Genomic DNA, 16,626 nt, shown 5'->3' with positions numbered 1-16,626 from the left:
CGACCCGCGAACCATGAGCCCGGCGGCGGGCCGAGACACCGCAGCGAGAAAGATCAATCAAGACAGCGGAAGTCCGCAATATGCCGTCTGCAGCCTCCCTCGCCACACAAAAAAAGCCGCCCGATCCAAAGACCGGGCGGCTTGTTCTCAATCCGGTACCGCGCAGTGATCAAGCCCCTGCGCAGCCCGTCCTAAAACATCACTTGTGATACGCCGTCTCGCCGTGCGAGCTGATGTCCAGACCTTGGCGTTCGTCTTCTTCGCTGACGCGCAGGCCGATGACCAGGTCCACCAGCTTGTAGGCGACCACCGAGACCACAGCCGACCAGATCACGGTCACGCCCACAGCCTTGGCCTGCGTCAGCACCTGGCCGGCGATGGTGTAGGCATCGGCCGTCACCATGCTGACCGTCACCCAGTCAGCGACCAGGCTGGGGCCGCCCAGATTGGGCGAGTTGAAAACACCGGTCAACAGGGCACCGACGATGCCGCCCACGCCGTGCACGCCGAAGACATCGAGCGAGTCGTCTGCGCCCAGCAGCTTCTTCAGACCCGACACGCCCCAGAGGCAGGCGAAGCCCGCGATCACGCCGATGATCAGCGCACCGCCGACACCCACATTGCCAGCGGCCGGAGTGATGGCCACCAGGCCGGCCACGGCGCCGGAGGCCGCGCCCAGCATCGAAGCCTTGCCCTTGTGCAGCGCTTCACCGATGGACCAGGACAGCACCGCAGCGGCGGTGGCCACCAGGGTGTTGATGAAGGCCAGGGCGGCGAAGCCATTGGCTTCCAGCGCCGAGCCGGCGTTGAAACCGAACCAACCCACCCACAGCAGCGAGGCGCCGACCATGGTCAGGGTCAGGCTGTGCGGGGTGAAGGCTTCCTTGCCGTAACCGATGCGCTTGCCCACCATGAAGGCGCCGACCAGGCCGGCCACGGCGGCGTTGATGTGCACCACGGTGCCGCCGGCGAAGTCCAGCGCGCCCCATTGCCAGAGCAGACCGGCCTTGCCGTTCACTTCATCGACCACACCTGCGGCGGTGTAGGCATCCGGGCCCATCCAGAACCAAACCATGTGCGCCACCGGCAGGTAGCTGAAGGTGAACCACAGAGCCAGGAAAGCCAGGGCGGCGCTGAACTTGATGCGTTCGGCAAAGGCGCCAATGATCAGGCAGGCGGTGATGCCGGCGAAGGTGGCCTGGAAGGCTGCGAACACGATCTCCGGGATGACCACGCCCTTGCTGAAAGTGGCCGCGTTGGCAAAGGTGCCGGCCGCGTTGTCCCAGACGCCCTTGAGCATCAGCCGGTCGGTGCCGCCGATGAAGGCATTGCCCTCGGTGAAGGCGAAGCTGTAGCCGTAGATCACCCACAGCACCACGATCATCGAGAAAGCCACCATCACCTGCATCAGCACCGACAGCATGTTCTTGCTGCGCACCAGGCCGCCGTAGAACAGGGCCAGGCCGGGCACGGTCATCAGGATGACCAGCAGGGTGGACAGCATCATCCAGGTGGTGTCGCCCTTGTTGGGCACCAGCACCGGGGCCGAGGCCGCGTCGGCCGGCGCGGCGCTGGCCGGTGCTGCGGCCGAGGCTTCAGGGGCCGGTGCGACCGGCGCCACGGCGGCGGGCGCGCTGGCGTCGGGCGCCGCTGCGGTGGCCACCGCAGCCGGAGCCGAGGCTGCGCCGTCTTGCGCCCAGGCGGCCGGTGCGAGCACCGCGGCGGCCAAGGCCAAGGTGGCGAGAAGTTTCTTGATGATCATTGCAGATCTCCTACGGATTTTGGGTGTGCCTGGCTGGCGTCTTGTTGAGTTGCGCTCGGGCGGGTTCAGAGCGCGTCTTGACCGGTTTCGCCGGTGCGGATGCGCACCACCTGGTCCAGCGGAGAGACAAAAATCTTGCCGTCACCGATCTTGCCGGTGCGGGCGGCGCCCTCGATGGCCTCGATCACCTGCTCCACCACGGCGTCGGCCACGGCGGCCTCGACCTTCACCTTGGGCAGGAAGTCCACCACGTACTCGGCGCCGCGGTAGAGCTCGGTGTGGCCTTTCTGGCGACCGAAGCCCTTGACCTCGGTGACAGTCAGGCCTTGCACGCCGATGGCGCTCAGGGCTTCGCGCACCTCGTCGAGCTTGAAGGGTTTGATGATGGCGGTGATGAGTTTCATGGGGAGAGTCTCCGAAGTCTTGAGTTCGCTCGATCCGTGCAGATCAGAAGGTCTTCTTGGCCGAGAGCACAAAGCCGCTCTTGCCCAGGTTCTTGGACGACGGGCCACCGACGTAGGCGTCCGTGTTGGTGTTGATCAAGGTGGCGCCGAAGCTGATGCCGGCGTAGTCCTTGTTCAGGGTCACCGCGTAATCGGTGTAGGAACCAGCCGGGTTGTTCTTGACCTTCTGGCGGCCCAGATGCGGCACCAGGCTGAAGCCCTCGCCCAGGTCCAGCGTGGCGCTCAGGTCCAGGTAGCCGCTGCCCTTGCTGTTGGCGGTGCCGAAGAGATTGGTGGTGCTGTGCGAATACTTGGCGGTGAAGACGCCGTAGCTCAGGGCGCCGTAGACCTCGGTGGTGTTGGCGCTGGGGTTCAGGTCATTGCCCGAGTAGATGTAGGTCAGCGCGCCCACATCGAGGGTCAGGCCCGGCGCCACCTCGGTCTTGTAACCACCGTACACATCGATCTCCACCGAAGCGCCGCCGTTGTAGGGCGCGTCCTTGATCCACTTGATGGTGGAGGCCCAGGTGCCGATGTAGAAGCCGTTGGCAGCCACATAGTCCGCGCCGCCTTGCAGAGCGGGCTTCAGGCGGCTTTGCGAAATACCGCGGTAGCGGTAATCGGTGGTGACGCTGGCATTGAAGCTCAGCGGGCTGGCAGCCTCTTCGGCCTGTGCCGCCAGGGGCAGCAAGGTGCCCAGAACCAGGGCAAACGTCGTGGCCAAAGCAAACGGTGTTGTCTTCATGCGGAACTCCTGGAAGGTTGATTCAAAAAGGACAAACAAAAGCCGTGAAAGACGGGGAGACGAGAAAGCCGGGGCCATTGCGGGCACTTGTGGGCACTTGGCTTTGGCATCGCAGCTTCCGTGCCAGCTTTCAGGCGGGCGGCGGCAGATCCTTTGTCCAGGGCAAACACCGAGGCCCATGCACCAATTGCTCGCAGGACCGAGACCGAGCACCAGTCCAAGCGCACTCTCTTGGTGCAAGGCACGCTTTGTGTGCCTGAAAGCTCGGGCCGGCGGGCACAATCAAGCCAGCCGGCGGGCCCGACCCGGCCCGCCCGGCGCCTGCAAGGGAGAGCAAGAACACCATGTCTCTGGCCGTTGTCCACAGCCGCGCCCTGGACGGGCTGACCGCCGCGCCGGTCAGCGTGGAGGTGCATCTGGCCAACGGCCTGCCCTCCTTCACCTTGGTCGGCCTGGCCGAAACCGAGGTCAAGGAGTCGCGCGAACGCGTGCGCGCGGCCCTGCAGAACAGCGGGCTCTCTTTTCCCCACAACAAAAGAATCACCGTGAATCTGGCGCCGGCGGAGCTGCCCAAGGAAGGCGGCCGCTTCGACCTGCCCATCGCCCTGGGCCTGCTGGCGGCCAGCGAACAGATCGATGCGCAGCAGCTGGAGCGCCTGGAGTGCGCCGGCGAGCTGTCCCTGGGCGGCGAGCTGCGACCGGTGCGTGGTGCCCTGGCCATGAGCCTGGCGCTGCGGCGCGAAGGCAGCAGCCGGCGCCTGCTGCTGCCCGAAGCCAGCGCCGCCGAGGCGGCCCTGGTCGAGGGCGTGCCGGTGCATGCCGCGCGCCATCTGCTCGACCTGGTCGAGGCCTTGCGCCCCGGCAGCGACAGCCTGCTGCCGCGCGCCCGCGCGCTGACACCAGCCCAGCCCGCCGCCGCAGCGCCCGATCTGCGCGACATCAAAGGCCAGGCCGGGGCCAAGCGCGCGCTCGAGATCGCCGCGGCCGGCGGCCTGAGCCTCTTGATGGTGGGGCCGCCGGGCACGGGCAAATCCATGCTGGCCCAGCGCCTGTGCGGCCTGCTGCCGCCGATGAACGAAGACGAGGCCCTGGAATCGGCCGCCGTGCTCAGCCTGGCCGGCCAGTTTCAGCCCGAACGCTGGCGCCAGCGCGTGATGCGCAACCCGCACCACAGCGCCTCGGCCGTGGCCCTGGTCGGCGGTGGCTCACCGCCGCGTCCGGGCGAAATCTCACTGGCCCAGCATGGCGTTTTGTTTCTCGATGAACTGCCCGAGTTCAACCGCTCGGCCCTGGAAGCCCTGCGTGAACCGATGGAAACCGGCCGCATCCTCATCTCGCGCGCCGCGCGTCAGGCAGAGTTCCCGGCCCGCTTCCAGCTGGTCGCTGCCATGAACCCCTGCCCCTGCGGCAACCATGGCAGCCCGCTGCGGGCCTGCCGCTGCGCACCCGATCAGATTGCACGTTATCAGTCGCGCCTCAGCGGCCCCTTTCTGGACCGGCTGGACCTGCTGGTCGAGGTGCCGGTGCAGCCGCCCGAGCTGCTGCACAGCGCCGCCGATGGCGAAGCCAGCGCCGTGGTGGCCGCACGCGTCGCCCGCGCTCGCCTGCGGGCCCTGGAACGCCAAGGCTGCAGCAATGCCGCGCTCAGCGCCGCCCAAGTCGACTCGCATGTCGCGCTCGAGCCCGCCGCCCAGGCCTTTCTGATCAAGGCCGCGCAACGCCTGTCCTGGAGCGCCCGCAGCCACCACCGCGTGCTGCGCGTGGCCCGCACGGTGGCCGACCTGGCGGGCAGCGCGAGCATCGAGGTGCAGCATCTCAGCGAGGCGATTCAGTACCGGCGCGGGCTGGCCCCGGTGTAGTTCGCCCCATCAACGCAGCGCCACCGAAGCGCCGCGCCAAGCTGGATCAGCCCAGCGCTGGAAGGCGCCCAGGGCCGTGACATCGGGCGATTGACGCAGCGGACTCATGGTGGTGAGGTCCATCTGGATGAAACGACGTGGGCTGTAGCGCCCTTCAGCGCGCGACTCGCTGGCCAGCAGGATCTCGCGTCCACCGGGCACCCAGCCAGCGAACTCGACATATCCCAGGCCGGGCGCGGCCAGGCTCGGCGGCAGCACATCGAGCGTCCAGCCCTGCGGGCCGGCGCGCAGCAGCCAGAGCTCGCGCCAGCCATCCAGCGGCTGCGCAGCCATTGCAATCGCCCGACCTTCGCGGCTTAGCGTGGCCGAGGCCAAGGGCAGGCGGGCGACGCTGCACTTGCTCAACACGACTTGACCTTGCTGGCGCAGCTGCAGGCATTGCTCGCCAGGGCTGCTGCCGGCCACCAGGCGCAGCTGCAACTGGGCCGAGAGCTGGCGCTCCTGCATGGCCGGCAGGGCCAGCCAGCGCACGGCATTGACGCGCATGGCGGCGTCGTTGAATTCGCCCTGGCCATCCTCGGCCAGCTCGGCCACCTCGACCTGGGCCAACTCAGCCTGCGCCTCGGCGGCCAGGGCCGGGGCCTGACTCAGGAAAGCGCGGCTGGCGGCCACGGCAGCGCGGCGGCTACGCAATCGATTGGCCTGGTATTGCGGCAGGCCTTGCAGCGGCGCTTGCTGCAAGAGCGCGGCGCGGGCCTCATCGCTGGCCAGGCGCTGGCTGCTGCTGAGGGTCGTGGGGCGGCAGTCCGGCTGCGTCAGCGCCAGCGCGGCGCGCGCCTTGGCTGCGGGCGTGGCTGCCGGCAGCTTCAAGAGGGCGCGGTAGGCATCACCGGCATCGCAGAGCTTGACGCTGCCGTCGCCCTGCTCGAAGGCCTCGAAGCGCAGACCATAACGCGCCGCCACATCGAGCAGGCCGGCCCGGCGCGCGCCGCTGCTTGCCGCGATGCGCTGGCCCAGCTGGCCGATCGCATCCAGCACCTCGGCGCCGGCGGCGCTGCTCAGCTCAGCCGCCGGTGCCGCTTGCACGAAGGCGCTGGCCAGGGCCAGCGCCAGGCCCTCCTGCCCCTCCTGCGGCAAGGCCAGTTGCAGCTGTGCCCGCAGCACGGACCGCTCACTCGGCAGCGGCAGCAGCTGGCTGCGCCGCACAAAGCCGCCGCGTTCACGCCAATAGTCCCAGACCTGCAGCCAGTCCAGCCGTTCGCCGCGCAGCTCCAAGGCCTCGCCTCGAGTCAGGCGGGCCTGCTCGGGGCTGCCGTCCTTGGGCGCGATGCGCAGCGCTGCACCTTCCTGCAAGACCAACATCGGCGATCGATCAGGTACAGGCGCCGGAGCCGCCCAGGCCTGCAGCGCACAGGCGGCAAGCGCCACGGCCACAGTCAGCGAGCAGAGCCAGGCGCCGCGCGAACGTCTGCGAACGCGCCCGGGCTGCGGCTGACACCACTGCGGCCGCGCATGGAACAAGGGAGTGGGCTTGCGTACACGCATGGTTCACTCCTGCACCGGGGTTTGAGCGACCACTGGCTGAGCGGCGTTGCCCAGCAGCCCCGAGCCGATGAAAGCACCGCTGGCTGAGGGCGGGGCGATGATGACCTGCACCTTGTCGGACAGCTTGTCGGCCATGGCCTTCTGCACCAGCAGCGGATGCTGGCTCAGCAAGAGGCCCTCGCGCGCCATACGTTCGGCATCAACCTTGCTCAGCTGGGCAATGCGGTAGGCCTCGGCATCGGCCATCTTCTCGCGCGCCTTGGCCTCGGCCTCGACCTCGATCTGGCGGGCGTGCGCATTGCCCTCAGCCATCTTGATGCGCTGCGCATTATTGGCCTCGGCCTCCAGCGTGCGCTGCTCGATCTGCTTTTGCTTGAGCGGCAGGATGTGCTTCATCGCCTCCTCCTGGGCGCGCGCCGCAATCAGCTGCTCACGCTCGGCCGCCTCGGCAGCGATCTCGCGGCGCGACTTGTCGGCATGCGCCTCCAGCTCGGACTGCTTGACCTGCTGCGCCTTCAGTTGCAGCGTGAACTGCATCTTTTCGGCGGCCAGGCCTTCGGCGAGCAGGCCGTCCATGCCGGCACGGTAGTCGGCCGGCAGGTCCACATGGCCGATCTGCAGGCTGCGCAGCTCCAGTCCTTGGCTGGCCAATTGCTTGCCCAAGGTCTGGGCCACCGCCTGCTCGATCTCGCGGCGCTTGCTCGAGAAGATCTCGCGCACCGTGTGCTGGGCAACCACCGGATAGATCGCCGACTGCAGGGCCGGTTCGATCAGGTCCCTCTCGATCTGCTCGGGCAGGCGCGTGGCCAGGCCCGGCAACTGGCGTGTGTCGATGCGCCAAGCCAGGGTCAGGTCGAGACCTAGCGACAGGCCTTCGAGCGATTGCAGCGCGCCGGCTCCATTGGCCGCAGCCATGCGGCTGGCATGGTAGGTCTGGTCGCGCAGGGGCAAGGCGCGCACCTCGTGCACGCCGGGCAGGCGCAGCAGTCGACCTTCGTTGGCGCTGCTCAGGCTGCCGGTGAACAGATTGGTGCGCACTGCCACTTCGCCGCGTCCGACGGTGTAGAAGGGCGGCACCATCACCAGGCCGGCACCTGCCGCAGCGAGGCCGCTGAGCAGCAGCAAGGCCGGCAAGCGGCGCTGAAGGCCACCACCGAGCCGGGCGGGCAGGCGGCGCAGTGATTCGGGCAGGTGCAGCGAGGGGAGCTTCATGGTGGTGGCCTCCTGGGCCGGTGGTAGGGGTGAAGTCACTGTCGCTTCTGCGGCCGCGAATGCGCCATGCCGGCCACGGGCGGCTTTGCTCCGGGGCGCGGAAGAAAGCTTCCGAGGCAGCACTGTCCACGCCTCACATAATCCCGCCATGATTCGCATTGCCGTGATCGAAGACGACCGCCCGACCAGCGACCAGTTGGTCGGCTGGATCCGCAGCACCCGCCCCGAACTGCAGATCGACACCTGGTTCGACCGCGACAGCGCCGAAAGCGCGCTGAGCCGCGAGCGCTACGACCTGGTGCTGCTGGACATCGAGCTGGGTCGGGAACGCCACGCCGGCGTGGCCCTGATCAATGCCATCAACAAGCTGCACCAGGGCACGCCGGTTCTGGTGATCTCGGCCATGCCGGCGGCCATCTACCGCGGCATCATGAAAGCGCTGGACGCCTGGGACTATCTGCAGAAAACCACCTTCAGCGAGGCCGAGTTCGTCGACACCTTTCTGGACATGCTGCGCGCCGCGCGAGGCCGCCAGACCGCACCCGATACGGTACAGAGCCTGGTGCTAGACCCGCTGTGGCAGCGCTCGGCCATGTGGCGCGGCCAGCGCATCAACCTTCCGCTGACGGCACAGCGCATACTCGCCACCCTGGTGCAGCAGCGCGGTGAGGTGGTCAGTTATGAATCCCTCTTCGACGTGGTCAAGAGCGGGCGCAGCAAGGACAATGTTCGCAAGCATGTGGCCGCCATCCGCGAGGCCTTTCGAGAGGTCGACGCCGACTTCGACGGTATCGAGAACGTGCCCATGCGCGGCTTCCGCTGGACGGCCCGGTGAGCCTGCTGCGTCGATTGCCGTGGGTGGCGGACATGCCGCGGCTGCCGCTGCTGGCCTTTCGGAACCGCATCGTCTTCCACAGCGTCTTCCTGCTGCTGGCCCTGGCCACGCTGCTGCTGGCGGTGACCCTGCTGCGCGAAGAAAAGGAACGCGCCTACCAACGCTATGCGCAAGGTTTCGAGCACCAGTTGCAAGTGCTGGCGGCGCGGCTGCGCCACCCCAGCGGTCAGTTGGCACTACTGAACCCGCAAGCACGAACCGAGGACGGCCAGACGCCGCTGCTGCTTCCCTTCTCGACCATCGATTTCGACGACCCGGCCAAGACACGCAGCGCCGTCGAGATGTCGGACTGCGCGCGCGACCTGGGCGCGGGCCGCAGCCTCTGCCTGGCGCTGGGCAGCAATGCTTTTGCCGGCGGTTTTGTCTATGCCATCGGCGCGCTGCCGGCCGGCCCGCTGCAGGGCCGCCAGCCGGGCCAGCTGCAGCTGGATGAGGTGCATCGGGTGCGCATTGGCGTGCAGTGGCGCGGCCAGACCCAGCAATGGCTGGCGCCCTTCGAGGCACAGAGCGGCGGGCGTTTCCAGCAGCGCGGCCGGCTCACTGGCTTTGAAGTGCCCCCCGGCGAGGCCCAACTGCGCCCGGCCCGCCCGGACCGCGACTTCCGCGGCTGGTTGTGGCGTGAAGGCCCATGCCTCTCCGATGTCGCGACCTCCTCCTACGACAACTGCCCACGCCAGACCCTGTTCTCTCTGCGCGTGCCCGTCGCGGCCCTGCAGCAGGCCCTCGCCCCGCCGCGCGAGTTGGTCTGGCCGCCCGCCGATCTGAGCCAGCTGCGCCTGCACATCGAGCTGCTGGGCCCGCAGGGCGCTGCCCTGTTCGACAACAAGGCCGGCCCAGCCCATTCACCGCTCACCCTGGGTGGCCTGGGCCGTGAACTTCAGCGGGGCGAGCTGCTGCACATCAGCCAGCAAGGCCGCAGCGTGGCCGAGTTGCGCGGCGCCGCGTCCGAGCCACAGGACACCCTGCCCTCGCCCTGGCTGACTCGGCTGATCCGCCGCCTGCCGCTGAACCAGACACCACCGCCCCCGCTGGCCGAGGCGGAAGTGCAGACCCCGCTGGGCCGCTACCAGCTGCGCCTCAGCGGCGACTGGCGCAGCGTCGACCAAGCGCTCAGCGCGGTGGCGACGCGGGTGTCCTGGCTGGTCGGCGCCATGCTGGGAGCGATCTTCCTGGCCTGGGCCATCATCACCCTGGGCCTGATGCGCCGCATCGCGCGGCTCACGAAGCGCGCCGCCGCCGTGTCCTACAACATGCAGCCGGCCCGCATCGACGAGCGCATCGGCGAGCTCGATGTGGCCGACCTGCGCGGCCGCGACGAGCTGGGCATTCTGGCCGGCACGCTGGCCGATCTGCTCTCACGCGCCAAGTTGGCGCTGCGCCGCGAGCAACTGCGCGCCGAGCATGAGCGCGATATGTGGCATGCGGTCGGCCATGAAATCATGTCGCCGCTGCAATCGCTGCTGGCCCTGCATCCGCGCGAAGACGACCCCAAACGTCGTTATCTGCTGCGCATGCAGCAGGCGGTGCGCGTGCTCTACGGCACCGCCAGCCCCAGCGAAGCACTGGCCGCCGCCGCCTTGAACCCGCAAGCCCTCGATCTGGCCGTCTTTGTGCAACTGATCGCCGAGAACGCGGCCGATGCAGGCATCGCTGCGGTGCAGCTGACACCCTGGCAGGCTGGCGCACTGTGGGTTGATGCCGACGAACATGCGCTGGAGGATGTCATCGCCCATCTGCTGCGCAACGCCGATCGTCACCGCCACCCCGGCACCCCCATTCGGATGACGCTGGCGCAGACCGACGGCATGGCCGTGCTGCATGTCGACAACCAGGGCGAGGCCATCCCAGCCACTCTTTTCGATCGAATCTTCGACTACGGCGTCAGCAGTGCCGCCGAGGCTGCGGGGCACCGCGGCCAGGGCCTGTTCGTCGCGCGCAGCTACCTGGCGCGCATGGATGGCCGCATCGTCGCCAGCCACATTCCAAACGGCGTACGCTTCACAATCAGCCTGCCGCTGAAAGCCGAGGCTTGAATCCGCAGCGACCCTTGCTGCCTGATTTCAGGGCTGCCGCTGCCACTGGCCGTTGCGGACCCGCAGCACATCGCCGACCTGAAACTGCGGATCGTTCTCGCGCACAAAGCTCTGCACACGGCCATCGTCGAGCTTGACGCGCACCACCCAGACCCGGTGCGACTTCTGGCGCTTCTCGATCTCGTTGCCGGCCATGCCGCCGGCGACCGCCCCACCGACGGTGGCGATCTTCTTGCCGGTGCCGCCGCCGATCTGGTTGCCCAGCAGGCCGCCGATCACGGCGCCGCCGACAGCACCCAGGCCGCTGGCCTTGCCTTCGCGCGTCTCTTCATGCACGGCCAGCACGCGGGCGCAATCGGCGCACAGGGCTGCGGCCTCCAGCTTCGCCGGCTTGGGCTCGTCCACGGCCTTGCTTTCAGCCCGGGACGATGTGGCTTTCTCCGAGGCCAGCTGCGCTTTCAGCGGGGCCGGCTCAGCAGCGGCCGTTTGTGGCGCCGGTGCCTCTGGCGACTGGGCGCGACCGACGGCATAGGCACCACCGAGCAACACGCCCGCGCCGAGAACGCTGGCGACAATTTGACTGGCAGAAAAAGAAACAGGGGCTTTCATTGCAACATCACTCCGCGCCCGCCAGGAAAGGAAGCAAGCAAACAAACAGGTGCGGCGGGCATGCGTTGAGAATGCCACGCGCATCGCTCCCTGTCCGTGAACGATGCGCTCAAGATGTAAGCGGGCGTTGGCAGCTGCTCTGCGCTCGGCCCGCTGCTGTCATCAGAGCAGGGGCGCCAGGGCCCGCTCGGCCGCTTCTTTGCTCAAAGCCATGCGCTGCGCCCAATCGGCCACCTGGTCTTCGCCGATGCGGCCGACATTGAAGTAGGCCGCGTCCGGGTGGGCGAAGTAGAAGCCCGAGACGCTGGCGGCCGGCGTCATGGCCATGCTGTCGGTCAGGCCCATGCCGATCTCTTCCGGCGTCAGGGTCTGGAACAACGCGCGCTTGACCAGATGGTCGGGGCAGGCCGGATAGCCCGGCGCCGGGCGAATGCCGCGGTACTGCTCCTGAATCAGCGCCTCATTGCTCAGCGCCTCATCGGCGGTATAGCCCCAAAACTCGGTGCGCACACGCTGGTGCAGGCGCTCGGCAAAGGCCTCGGCCAGGCGGTCGGCCAGGGCCTTGAACATGATGGCGGAGTAGTCGTCGTGGTCGGCCAGGAACTGGGCTTCTTTCTTCTCCACGCCCAGGCCGGCGGTCACCGCGAACAAGCCGATGTAATCGGGCACTACGCCCTTGGGCGCGATGAAATCGGACAGGCAGCGGTTCGGGCGTTTGATGCCGTCCACCACCGGCCGCTCGCTCTGCATGCGCAGGCCATGCCAGGTCATCAGCACCTCGCTGCGGCTTTCATCGCTGTAGATCTCGATGTCGTCGTCGTTGACCTGGGCGGCGGGATAGAGGCCGAACACGCCATTGGCCTGCAGCCAGCGGCCCTTGATCAGGCGCTCCAGCATGCGCTTGCCATCGCTGAAGACGCGCTGCGCCTCGCTGCCGACGATTTCGTCCTTGAGGATGGCCGGGAAGGGGCCGGCCAGATCCCAGGTCTGGAAGAACGGGCCCCAGTCGATGGCTTCGGCCAGATCGGCCAGGTCGTAGTTGCGGATCACGCGGCGGCCGATGAACTGGGGCACCGGCGGCCGATAACTCGCCCAGTCCACGGCATGCTTGTTGGCGCGCGCCTCGGCCAGGCTGACCATGGGCGTCTGCTTTTTGTTGGCATGCAGATGGCGCACCTGTTCGTAATCGCTGCGCAGATCGGCGATGAATTTGGCGGCGCGCTCGTCCGAGAGCAGATCGCTGCAGACACCGACGCTGCGCGAGGCATCGGGCACATAGACCACCGGGCCTTCGTAATGCGGCGAGATCTTGACCGCGGTGTGCACGCGGCTGCAGGTGGCACCGCCGATCAGCAGCGGCGTGCCGCGCGAGCGGAAATGCTCGTCGCGCTGCATCTCGGCGGCCACATGCTGCATTTCCTCCAGGCTGGGCGTGATCAGGCCGGACAGGCCGATGATGTCGGCGCCCTCTTCCTTGGCGCGGGCCAGGATGTCCTGGCAGGGCACCATCACGCCCATGTTCACCACCTCGAAGTTGTTGCACTGCAGGACCACGGTGACGATGTTCTTGCCGATGTCGTGCACATCGCCCTTGACAGTGGCGATGACGATCTTGCCCTTGGGCTTGGCCTCGCCACCGGCATCGATCAAGGCCTTCTTCTCGGCCTCGATGTAAGGCAGCAAATGGGCCACCGCCTGCTTCATCACGCGGGCCGACTTGACCACCTGGGGCAGGAACATCTTGCCGGCGCCGAAGAGATCACCGACCACATTCATGCCGGCCATCAGCGGGCCTTCGATCACATGCAGGGGCCGGCCGCCGCTGGCCTGAATGGCTTGCCAGGCTTCTTCGGTGTCGGCGTCGATGAAATCCGTGATGCCATGCACCAGGGCATGGCTGAGGCGCTGGTTCACATCACCGGCGCGCCAGGCCAGCCGGGCCGTGTCGTCGATGGCCATGCCCTTGGCGCGCTCGGCCACTTCGATCAGGCGCTCGCCGGAATCGGGGCGGCGGTTCAGCACCACATCCTCCACGCGCTCGCGCAGCTCGGCGTCGAGGTCGTCGTACACACCCACCATGCCGGCGTTGACGATGCCCATGTCCAGGCCTGCCTGGATGGCGTGGTACAGAAAGACCGTGTGAATGGCCTCGCGCACCGGGTCGTTGCCGCGGAAGCTGAAGGACACATTCGACACGCCGCCCGAGACCTTGGCGCCGGGCAGGTTCTGCTTGATCCAGCGCGTGGCTTCGATGAAGTCGACCGCGTAGTTGTTGTGCTCTTCGATGCCGGTGGCGATGGCAAAGATATTCGGGTCAAAGATGATGTCCTCGGGCGGGAAACCGACCTCGTTCACCAGAATCTTGTAAGCGCGCTCGCAGATCTCGATCTTGCGGGCGAAGGTGTCGGCCTGGCCCTGCTCGTCAAAGGCCATCACCACGGCCGCGGCGCCGTAGCGGCGCACCAACTTGGCCTGGCGGCGGAATTCGGCCTCGCCTTCCTTCATCGAAATGGAGTTGACGATGCCCTTGCCCTGGATGCACTTGAGGCCGGCCTCGATCACGCTCCACTTGGAGCTGTCGATCATGATGGGCACGCGGGCGATCTCGGGCTCGCCGGCGATCAGGTTCAGAAAGCGCACCATGGCCGCCTGGCTGTCCAGCATGGCCTCGTCCATGTTCACGTCGATGACCTGGGCGCCGTTCTCGACCTGCTGTCGCGCCACGGCCAGGGCCTGCTCGAACTGGCCGTTGAGGATCATGCGCGCAAAGGCCTTGGAGCCGGTCACATTGGTGCGCTCGCCCACGTTGACGAACAGCGATCCTTCGCCGATCTGCACGGGCTCCAGGCCCGAGAGCTTCATGGGCGGGACAGCAGGTGCGTCAGCAACAGCAGCAGCAGCAGCGGCGGTGGGAGAGGTGGTGGTCATGGCAGCGGCCTTCAGCGCAAAGGCAGGGCCGCGTCACTCACCGCAGCCCCGCACGTGCTCCAACAAGAAAACACAGAGGAATCATCGGTGAGCGTCGTTGCCGGGTGACGGGCCCCGGGAAAGCCGGGGCTGCACCTGTCCGAGCCTGGCGGCACACTCGCTGACATTCCAGACATCAGGCGGGCAACCGTCGCAACGCTCCTCGGACCCGCGCATTTTACGCACCCCGCCCGCCGCGAACTCAAGCAATGCGGCCAGAAAGCCGACAACTCCTTGTGAACCCCACCCCGCCATCTTGGAACTGATCCAGCTCCCACCCCACAGCCTGCGTGTCGGCCAGGTCCTCAGCTTCGCCCTGCGCGATGCCGAGGGCCATTTGCTGTTCGCCGCCGGCCAGCCCCTGCCCAACACGCCCCAGGTGCAGGCCCTGATCGCCCGCGGCGCCTGGGTCCAGGCCCATGAAACCAAGGAGTACCAGCGTGCTTTGGCGCACAAGATGGACACCTTGATGCACCAGGGCGCGGTGCTGGCCGACATCGTCAAGGTGCAGGCTGACTTCCGCCAGGAGAAGGCCCAGAAGGTCGAGCTGGGCGAACAGGCCGCCTGGGCCGATCTGCAAATGCATGCCCACAGCCTGCTGCGCGAGCCGCGGGTCGAGGATTTCAAGCCACGCTTCCAGCAGCTGCACAACGAGGCCTTGCGCCGCCTGCTGGCCAAGCCCGATGCGGTGCTGATGCTGTTGATCTTCGAGACCAGCCAGAACTTCCAAAGCTACAGCGACCGCCACGCCCTGCTCTGCCTGGCCCTGGCCGAGCTCTGCGCCCGCCAGCTGGGCTGGCCGGACGATTGGCGCCTGGCCCTGACCCAGGCGGCCCTGAGCATGAACCTCAGCATCACCAACCAGCAAGACCGCCTGGCGGCCCAGACCGGCCAACCGAGCCCGGCCCAGCAGCAGGAGCTGGTCTCGCACGGCGACCACAGCGCGGCCTTGTTGACCAGCCTCGGGGTCAGGTCCGAGTTGTGGCTGCAAACCGTCTGCCTGCATCACGACGCCGGCCCCGGTGCCTTGGCCGGGCGCGCTCCGGCCGAGCAGCTGGCACGCCTGCTGCGCCGCATCGACATCTTCGGCGCCCGCCTGAGCCCGCGGCGCTCACGCGCGGCCATGGCCGGCGCTTCGGCGGCGCGGGCGGTCTACCTCGATGAACTCAAGCAGCCCGACGAAGCCGGCGCCGCCCTGATCAAGACCACCGGCCTCTACCCGCCGGGCAGCCTGGTGCGCCTGGCCAATGGCGAGGTGGGCATCGTCTTCAAACGCGGCCACAGCGCGACCGAGCCCCTGGTGGCCGCCCTGCTGGGCAAGAGCGGCAGCCCCTTGAGCGAACCGGTGCCGCGCGACACGCGCCTGGCCACGCAGGCGATCAGCGCCAGCCTGGCGCCTCAGGAGCTCAAGCTGCACATCAATATCGAGCGCCTGCTCAAGCTCGCAGGCGCGGGCTGAAGCGGGCGGCCTGGGCTCAGGCCGCCTGGTCCGTCAGTTCGGTGAAGAACTTGGAGCCGCAGGGCCGCGGCTGGTAGGCCGACACGCCCTTGGCGATCGCAGCAATGTGATCGGGCGTGGTGCCGCAGCAGCCACCGGCGATGTTCAGGAAACCGCTGCGCGCGAACTCGCTCATCAAGCGGCCGGTGACATCGGGCGTCTCGTCGAAGCCGGTGTCACTCATCGGGTTGGGCAGGCCGGCATTGGGGTAGCAGCTGACAGCCACCGGGCCCGCCGCCTTGGCCAGCTCTTCGATGTAGGGGCGCATCAGGGTCGCGCCCAGCGCGCAATTCAGGCCGATGGCCAGGGGCTTGGCGTGGCGCACCGAATGCCAGAAGGCAGTCACGGTCTGACCCGAGAGGATGCGACCCGAGGCGTCGGTCACCGTGCCCGAGATGATGATGGGCAGGCGCTCGCCCGTGTCTTCCATCAGCTCGTCCAGGGCAAAGATGGCGGCCTTGGCATTGAGGGTGTCGAAGATGGTTTCCACCAGGAAGAGATCGACCCCGCCTTCCAGCAAGCCCTTGGCCTGCTCGTAATAGGCAGCGCGCAAGGTGTCGAAATCGATGTTGCGGGCGCCGGGGTCGTTGACATCGGGGCTGATGCTGGCGGTGCGCGGAGTCGGGCCCAGGGCGCCGGCGGCGAAACGCGGCTTGTCGGCCGAGCTGAATTTGTCGCAGGCCGCGCGGGCCAGGCGCGCCGCCGCCACATTCATCTCGTAGGCATGGGCTTGCAGGCCGTAGTCCTCCTGCGCCACGGTGGTGGTGCCGAAGGTGTTGGTCTCGATGATGTCGGAGCCGGCGGCCAGGTATTGCTCGTGGATCTGGCTGATGACATCGGGGCGCGTCAGCACCAGCAGGTCGTTGTTGCCCTTGAGATCGGTCGGATGCTCGGCAAAGCGGCTGCCACGGAAATCCGCCTCCGTCAGCTTGTAGCGCTGAATCATGGTGCCCATGGCGCCATCGAGGATGGCGATGCGGGTCTGCATGATCTCGGCCAAGCGGCAGCCGCGGGTGTAGGTGCTGGCAGTGGAGGTGGGCGTGTTCATGGCGGCATTG

At 67.6% G+C, this 16,626-nt stretch carries 12 protein-coding genes and 1 riboswitch; of the genes, 4 read left to right on the top strand and 8 right to left on the bottom strand.

Annotated elements, in window-relative coordinates:
- Window positions 1-199 precede the first annotated feature (199 nt).
- The 3 genes from AC1Q6P_RS20570 to AC1Q6P_RS20560 all read right to left on the bottom strand — a co-directional run bounded on the left by AC1Q6P_RS20570 (window position 200) and on the right by AC1Q6P_RS20560 (window position 2,950).
- A complete protein-coding gene (locus tag AC1Q6P_RS20570) occupies window positions 200-1,756 on the bottom strand; it encodes an ammonium transporter (protein WP_492665740.1) in 1,557 nt (518 codons plus the stop codon).
- 71 nt (window positions 1,757-1,827) lie between these two features.
- A complete protein-coding gene (gene glnK / locus AC1Q6P_RS20565; RefSeq protein ID WP_102769267.1) occupies window positions 1,828-2,166 on the bottom strand; it encodes a P-II family nitrogen regulator in 339 nt (112 codons plus the stop codon).
- Window positions 2,167-2,209: 43 nt separating this feature from the next.
- Window positions 2,210-2,950 carry a TorF family putative porin gene (locus AC1Q6P_RS20560; protein WP_271007312.1) on the bottom strand — a complete coding sequence of 247 codons (741 nt, stop codon included), beginning with the start codon at window positions 2,948-2,950 and terminating at the stop codon, window positions 2,210-2,212.
- A 344-nt stretch (window positions 2,951-3,294) separates the two neighbouring features.
- Between AC1Q6P_RS20560 and AC1Q6P_RS20555 the strand changes: the two genes are divergently transcribed.
- Window positions 3,295-4,809, top strand: a complete 1,515-nt coding sequence (locus tag AC1Q6P_RS20555) for a YifB family Mg chelatase-like AAA ATPase (RefSeq protein ID WP_492665739.1) — start codon at window positions 3,295-3,297, stop codon at window positions 4,807-4,809.
- A gap of 9 nt (window positions 4,810-4,818) precedes the next feature.
- On the opposite strand, the gene AC1Q6P_RS20550 is transcribed toward AC1Q6P_RS20555, so the two are convergent.
- A complete protein-coding gene (locus AC1Q6P_RS20550; RefSeq protein WP_492665738.1) occupies window positions 4,819-6,171 on the bottom strand; it encodes an SH3 domain-containing protein in 1,353 nt (450 codons plus the stop codon).
- Between the two features lie 186 nt (window positions 6,172-6,357).
- Window positions 6,358-7,566 (bottom strand): SPFH domain-containing protein, encoded by a 1,209-nt coding sequence (locus AC1Q6P_RS20545; RefSeq protein WP_492665737.1) that lies wholly within the window; start codon window positions 7,564-7,566, stop codon window positions 6,358-6,360.
- A gap of 148 nt (window positions 7,567-7,714) precedes the next feature.
- Here AC1Q6P_RS20545 and AC1Q6P_RS20540 point away from each other — a divergent pair, with 148 nt between their 5' ends.
- Both AC1Q6P_RS20540 and AC1Q6P_RS20535 read left to right on the top strand, forming a co-directional pair.
- A complete protein-coding gene (locus AC1Q6P_RS20540; RefSeq protein ID WP_492665736.1) occupies window positions 7,715-8,401 on the top strand; it encodes a response regulator transcription factor in 687 nt (228 codons plus the stop codon).
- The gene (locus tag AC1Q6P_RS20535; RefSeq protein ID WP_492665735.1) at window positions 8,398-10,494 is read left to right on the top strand and encodes a sensor histidine kinase; all 2,097 of its coding nucleotides are present in this window, start codon (window positions 8,398-8,400) and stop codon (window positions 10,492-10,494) included. Before AC1Q6P_RS20540 ends, AC1Q6P_RS20535 begins: the two co-directional genes overlap by 4 nt.
- A gap of 27 nt (window positions 10,495-10,521) precedes the next feature.
- On the opposite strand, the gene AC1Q6P_RS20530 is transcribed toward AC1Q6P_RS20535, so the two are convergent.
- Both AC1Q6P_RS20530 and metH read right to left on the bottom strand, forming a co-directional pair.
- Complete coding sequence (locus AC1Q6P_RS20530; protein WP_492703311.1) at window positions 10,522-10,899, bottom strand: glycine zipper 2TM domain-containing protein; 378 nt, start codon at window positions 10,897-10,899, stop codon at window positions 10,522-10,524.
- A gap of 366 nt (window positions 10,900-11,265) precedes the next feature.
- Entirely contained in the window at window positions 11,266-14,031 is a 2,766-nt protein-coding gene (gene metH / locus AC1Q6P_RS20525) for a methionine synthase (RefSeq protein ID WP_492665733.1), read from the bottom strand.
- 82 nt (window positions 14,032-14,113) lie between these two features.
- Window positions 14,114-14,241: riboswitch (S-adenosyl-L-homocysteine riboswitch) on the bottom strand.
- Between the two features lie 85 nt (window positions 14,242-14,326).
- On the opposite strand from metH, the gene AC1Q6P_RS20520 reads away from it, so the two are divergent.
- On the top strand, window positions 14,327-15,529 hold the full coding sequence (locus tag AC1Q6P_RS20520) for an HD-GYP domain-containing protein (RefSeq protein ID WP_492665732.1): 1,203 nt from the start codon (window positions 14,327-14,329) through the stop codon (window positions 15,527-15,529).
- 16 nt (window positions 15,530-15,545) lie between these two features.
- Here AC1Q6P_RS20520 and AC1Q6P_RS20515 read toward each other — a convergent pair whose 3' ends face one another.
- Window positions 15,546-16,616 carry a homocysteine S-methyltransferase family protein gene (locus tag AC1Q6P_RS20515; RefSeq protein WP_492665731.1) on the bottom strand — a complete coding sequence of 357 codons (1,071 nt, stop codon included), beginning with the start codon at window positions 16,614-16,616 and terminating at the stop codon, window positions 15,546-15,548.
- Window positions 16,617-16,626 lie beyond the last annotated feature (10 nt).

Source organism: Roseateles sp. GW835-FHT13E02 (assembly GCF_058794035.1).
This window is presented reverse-complemented; position numbering and strand designations above follow the sequence as displayed.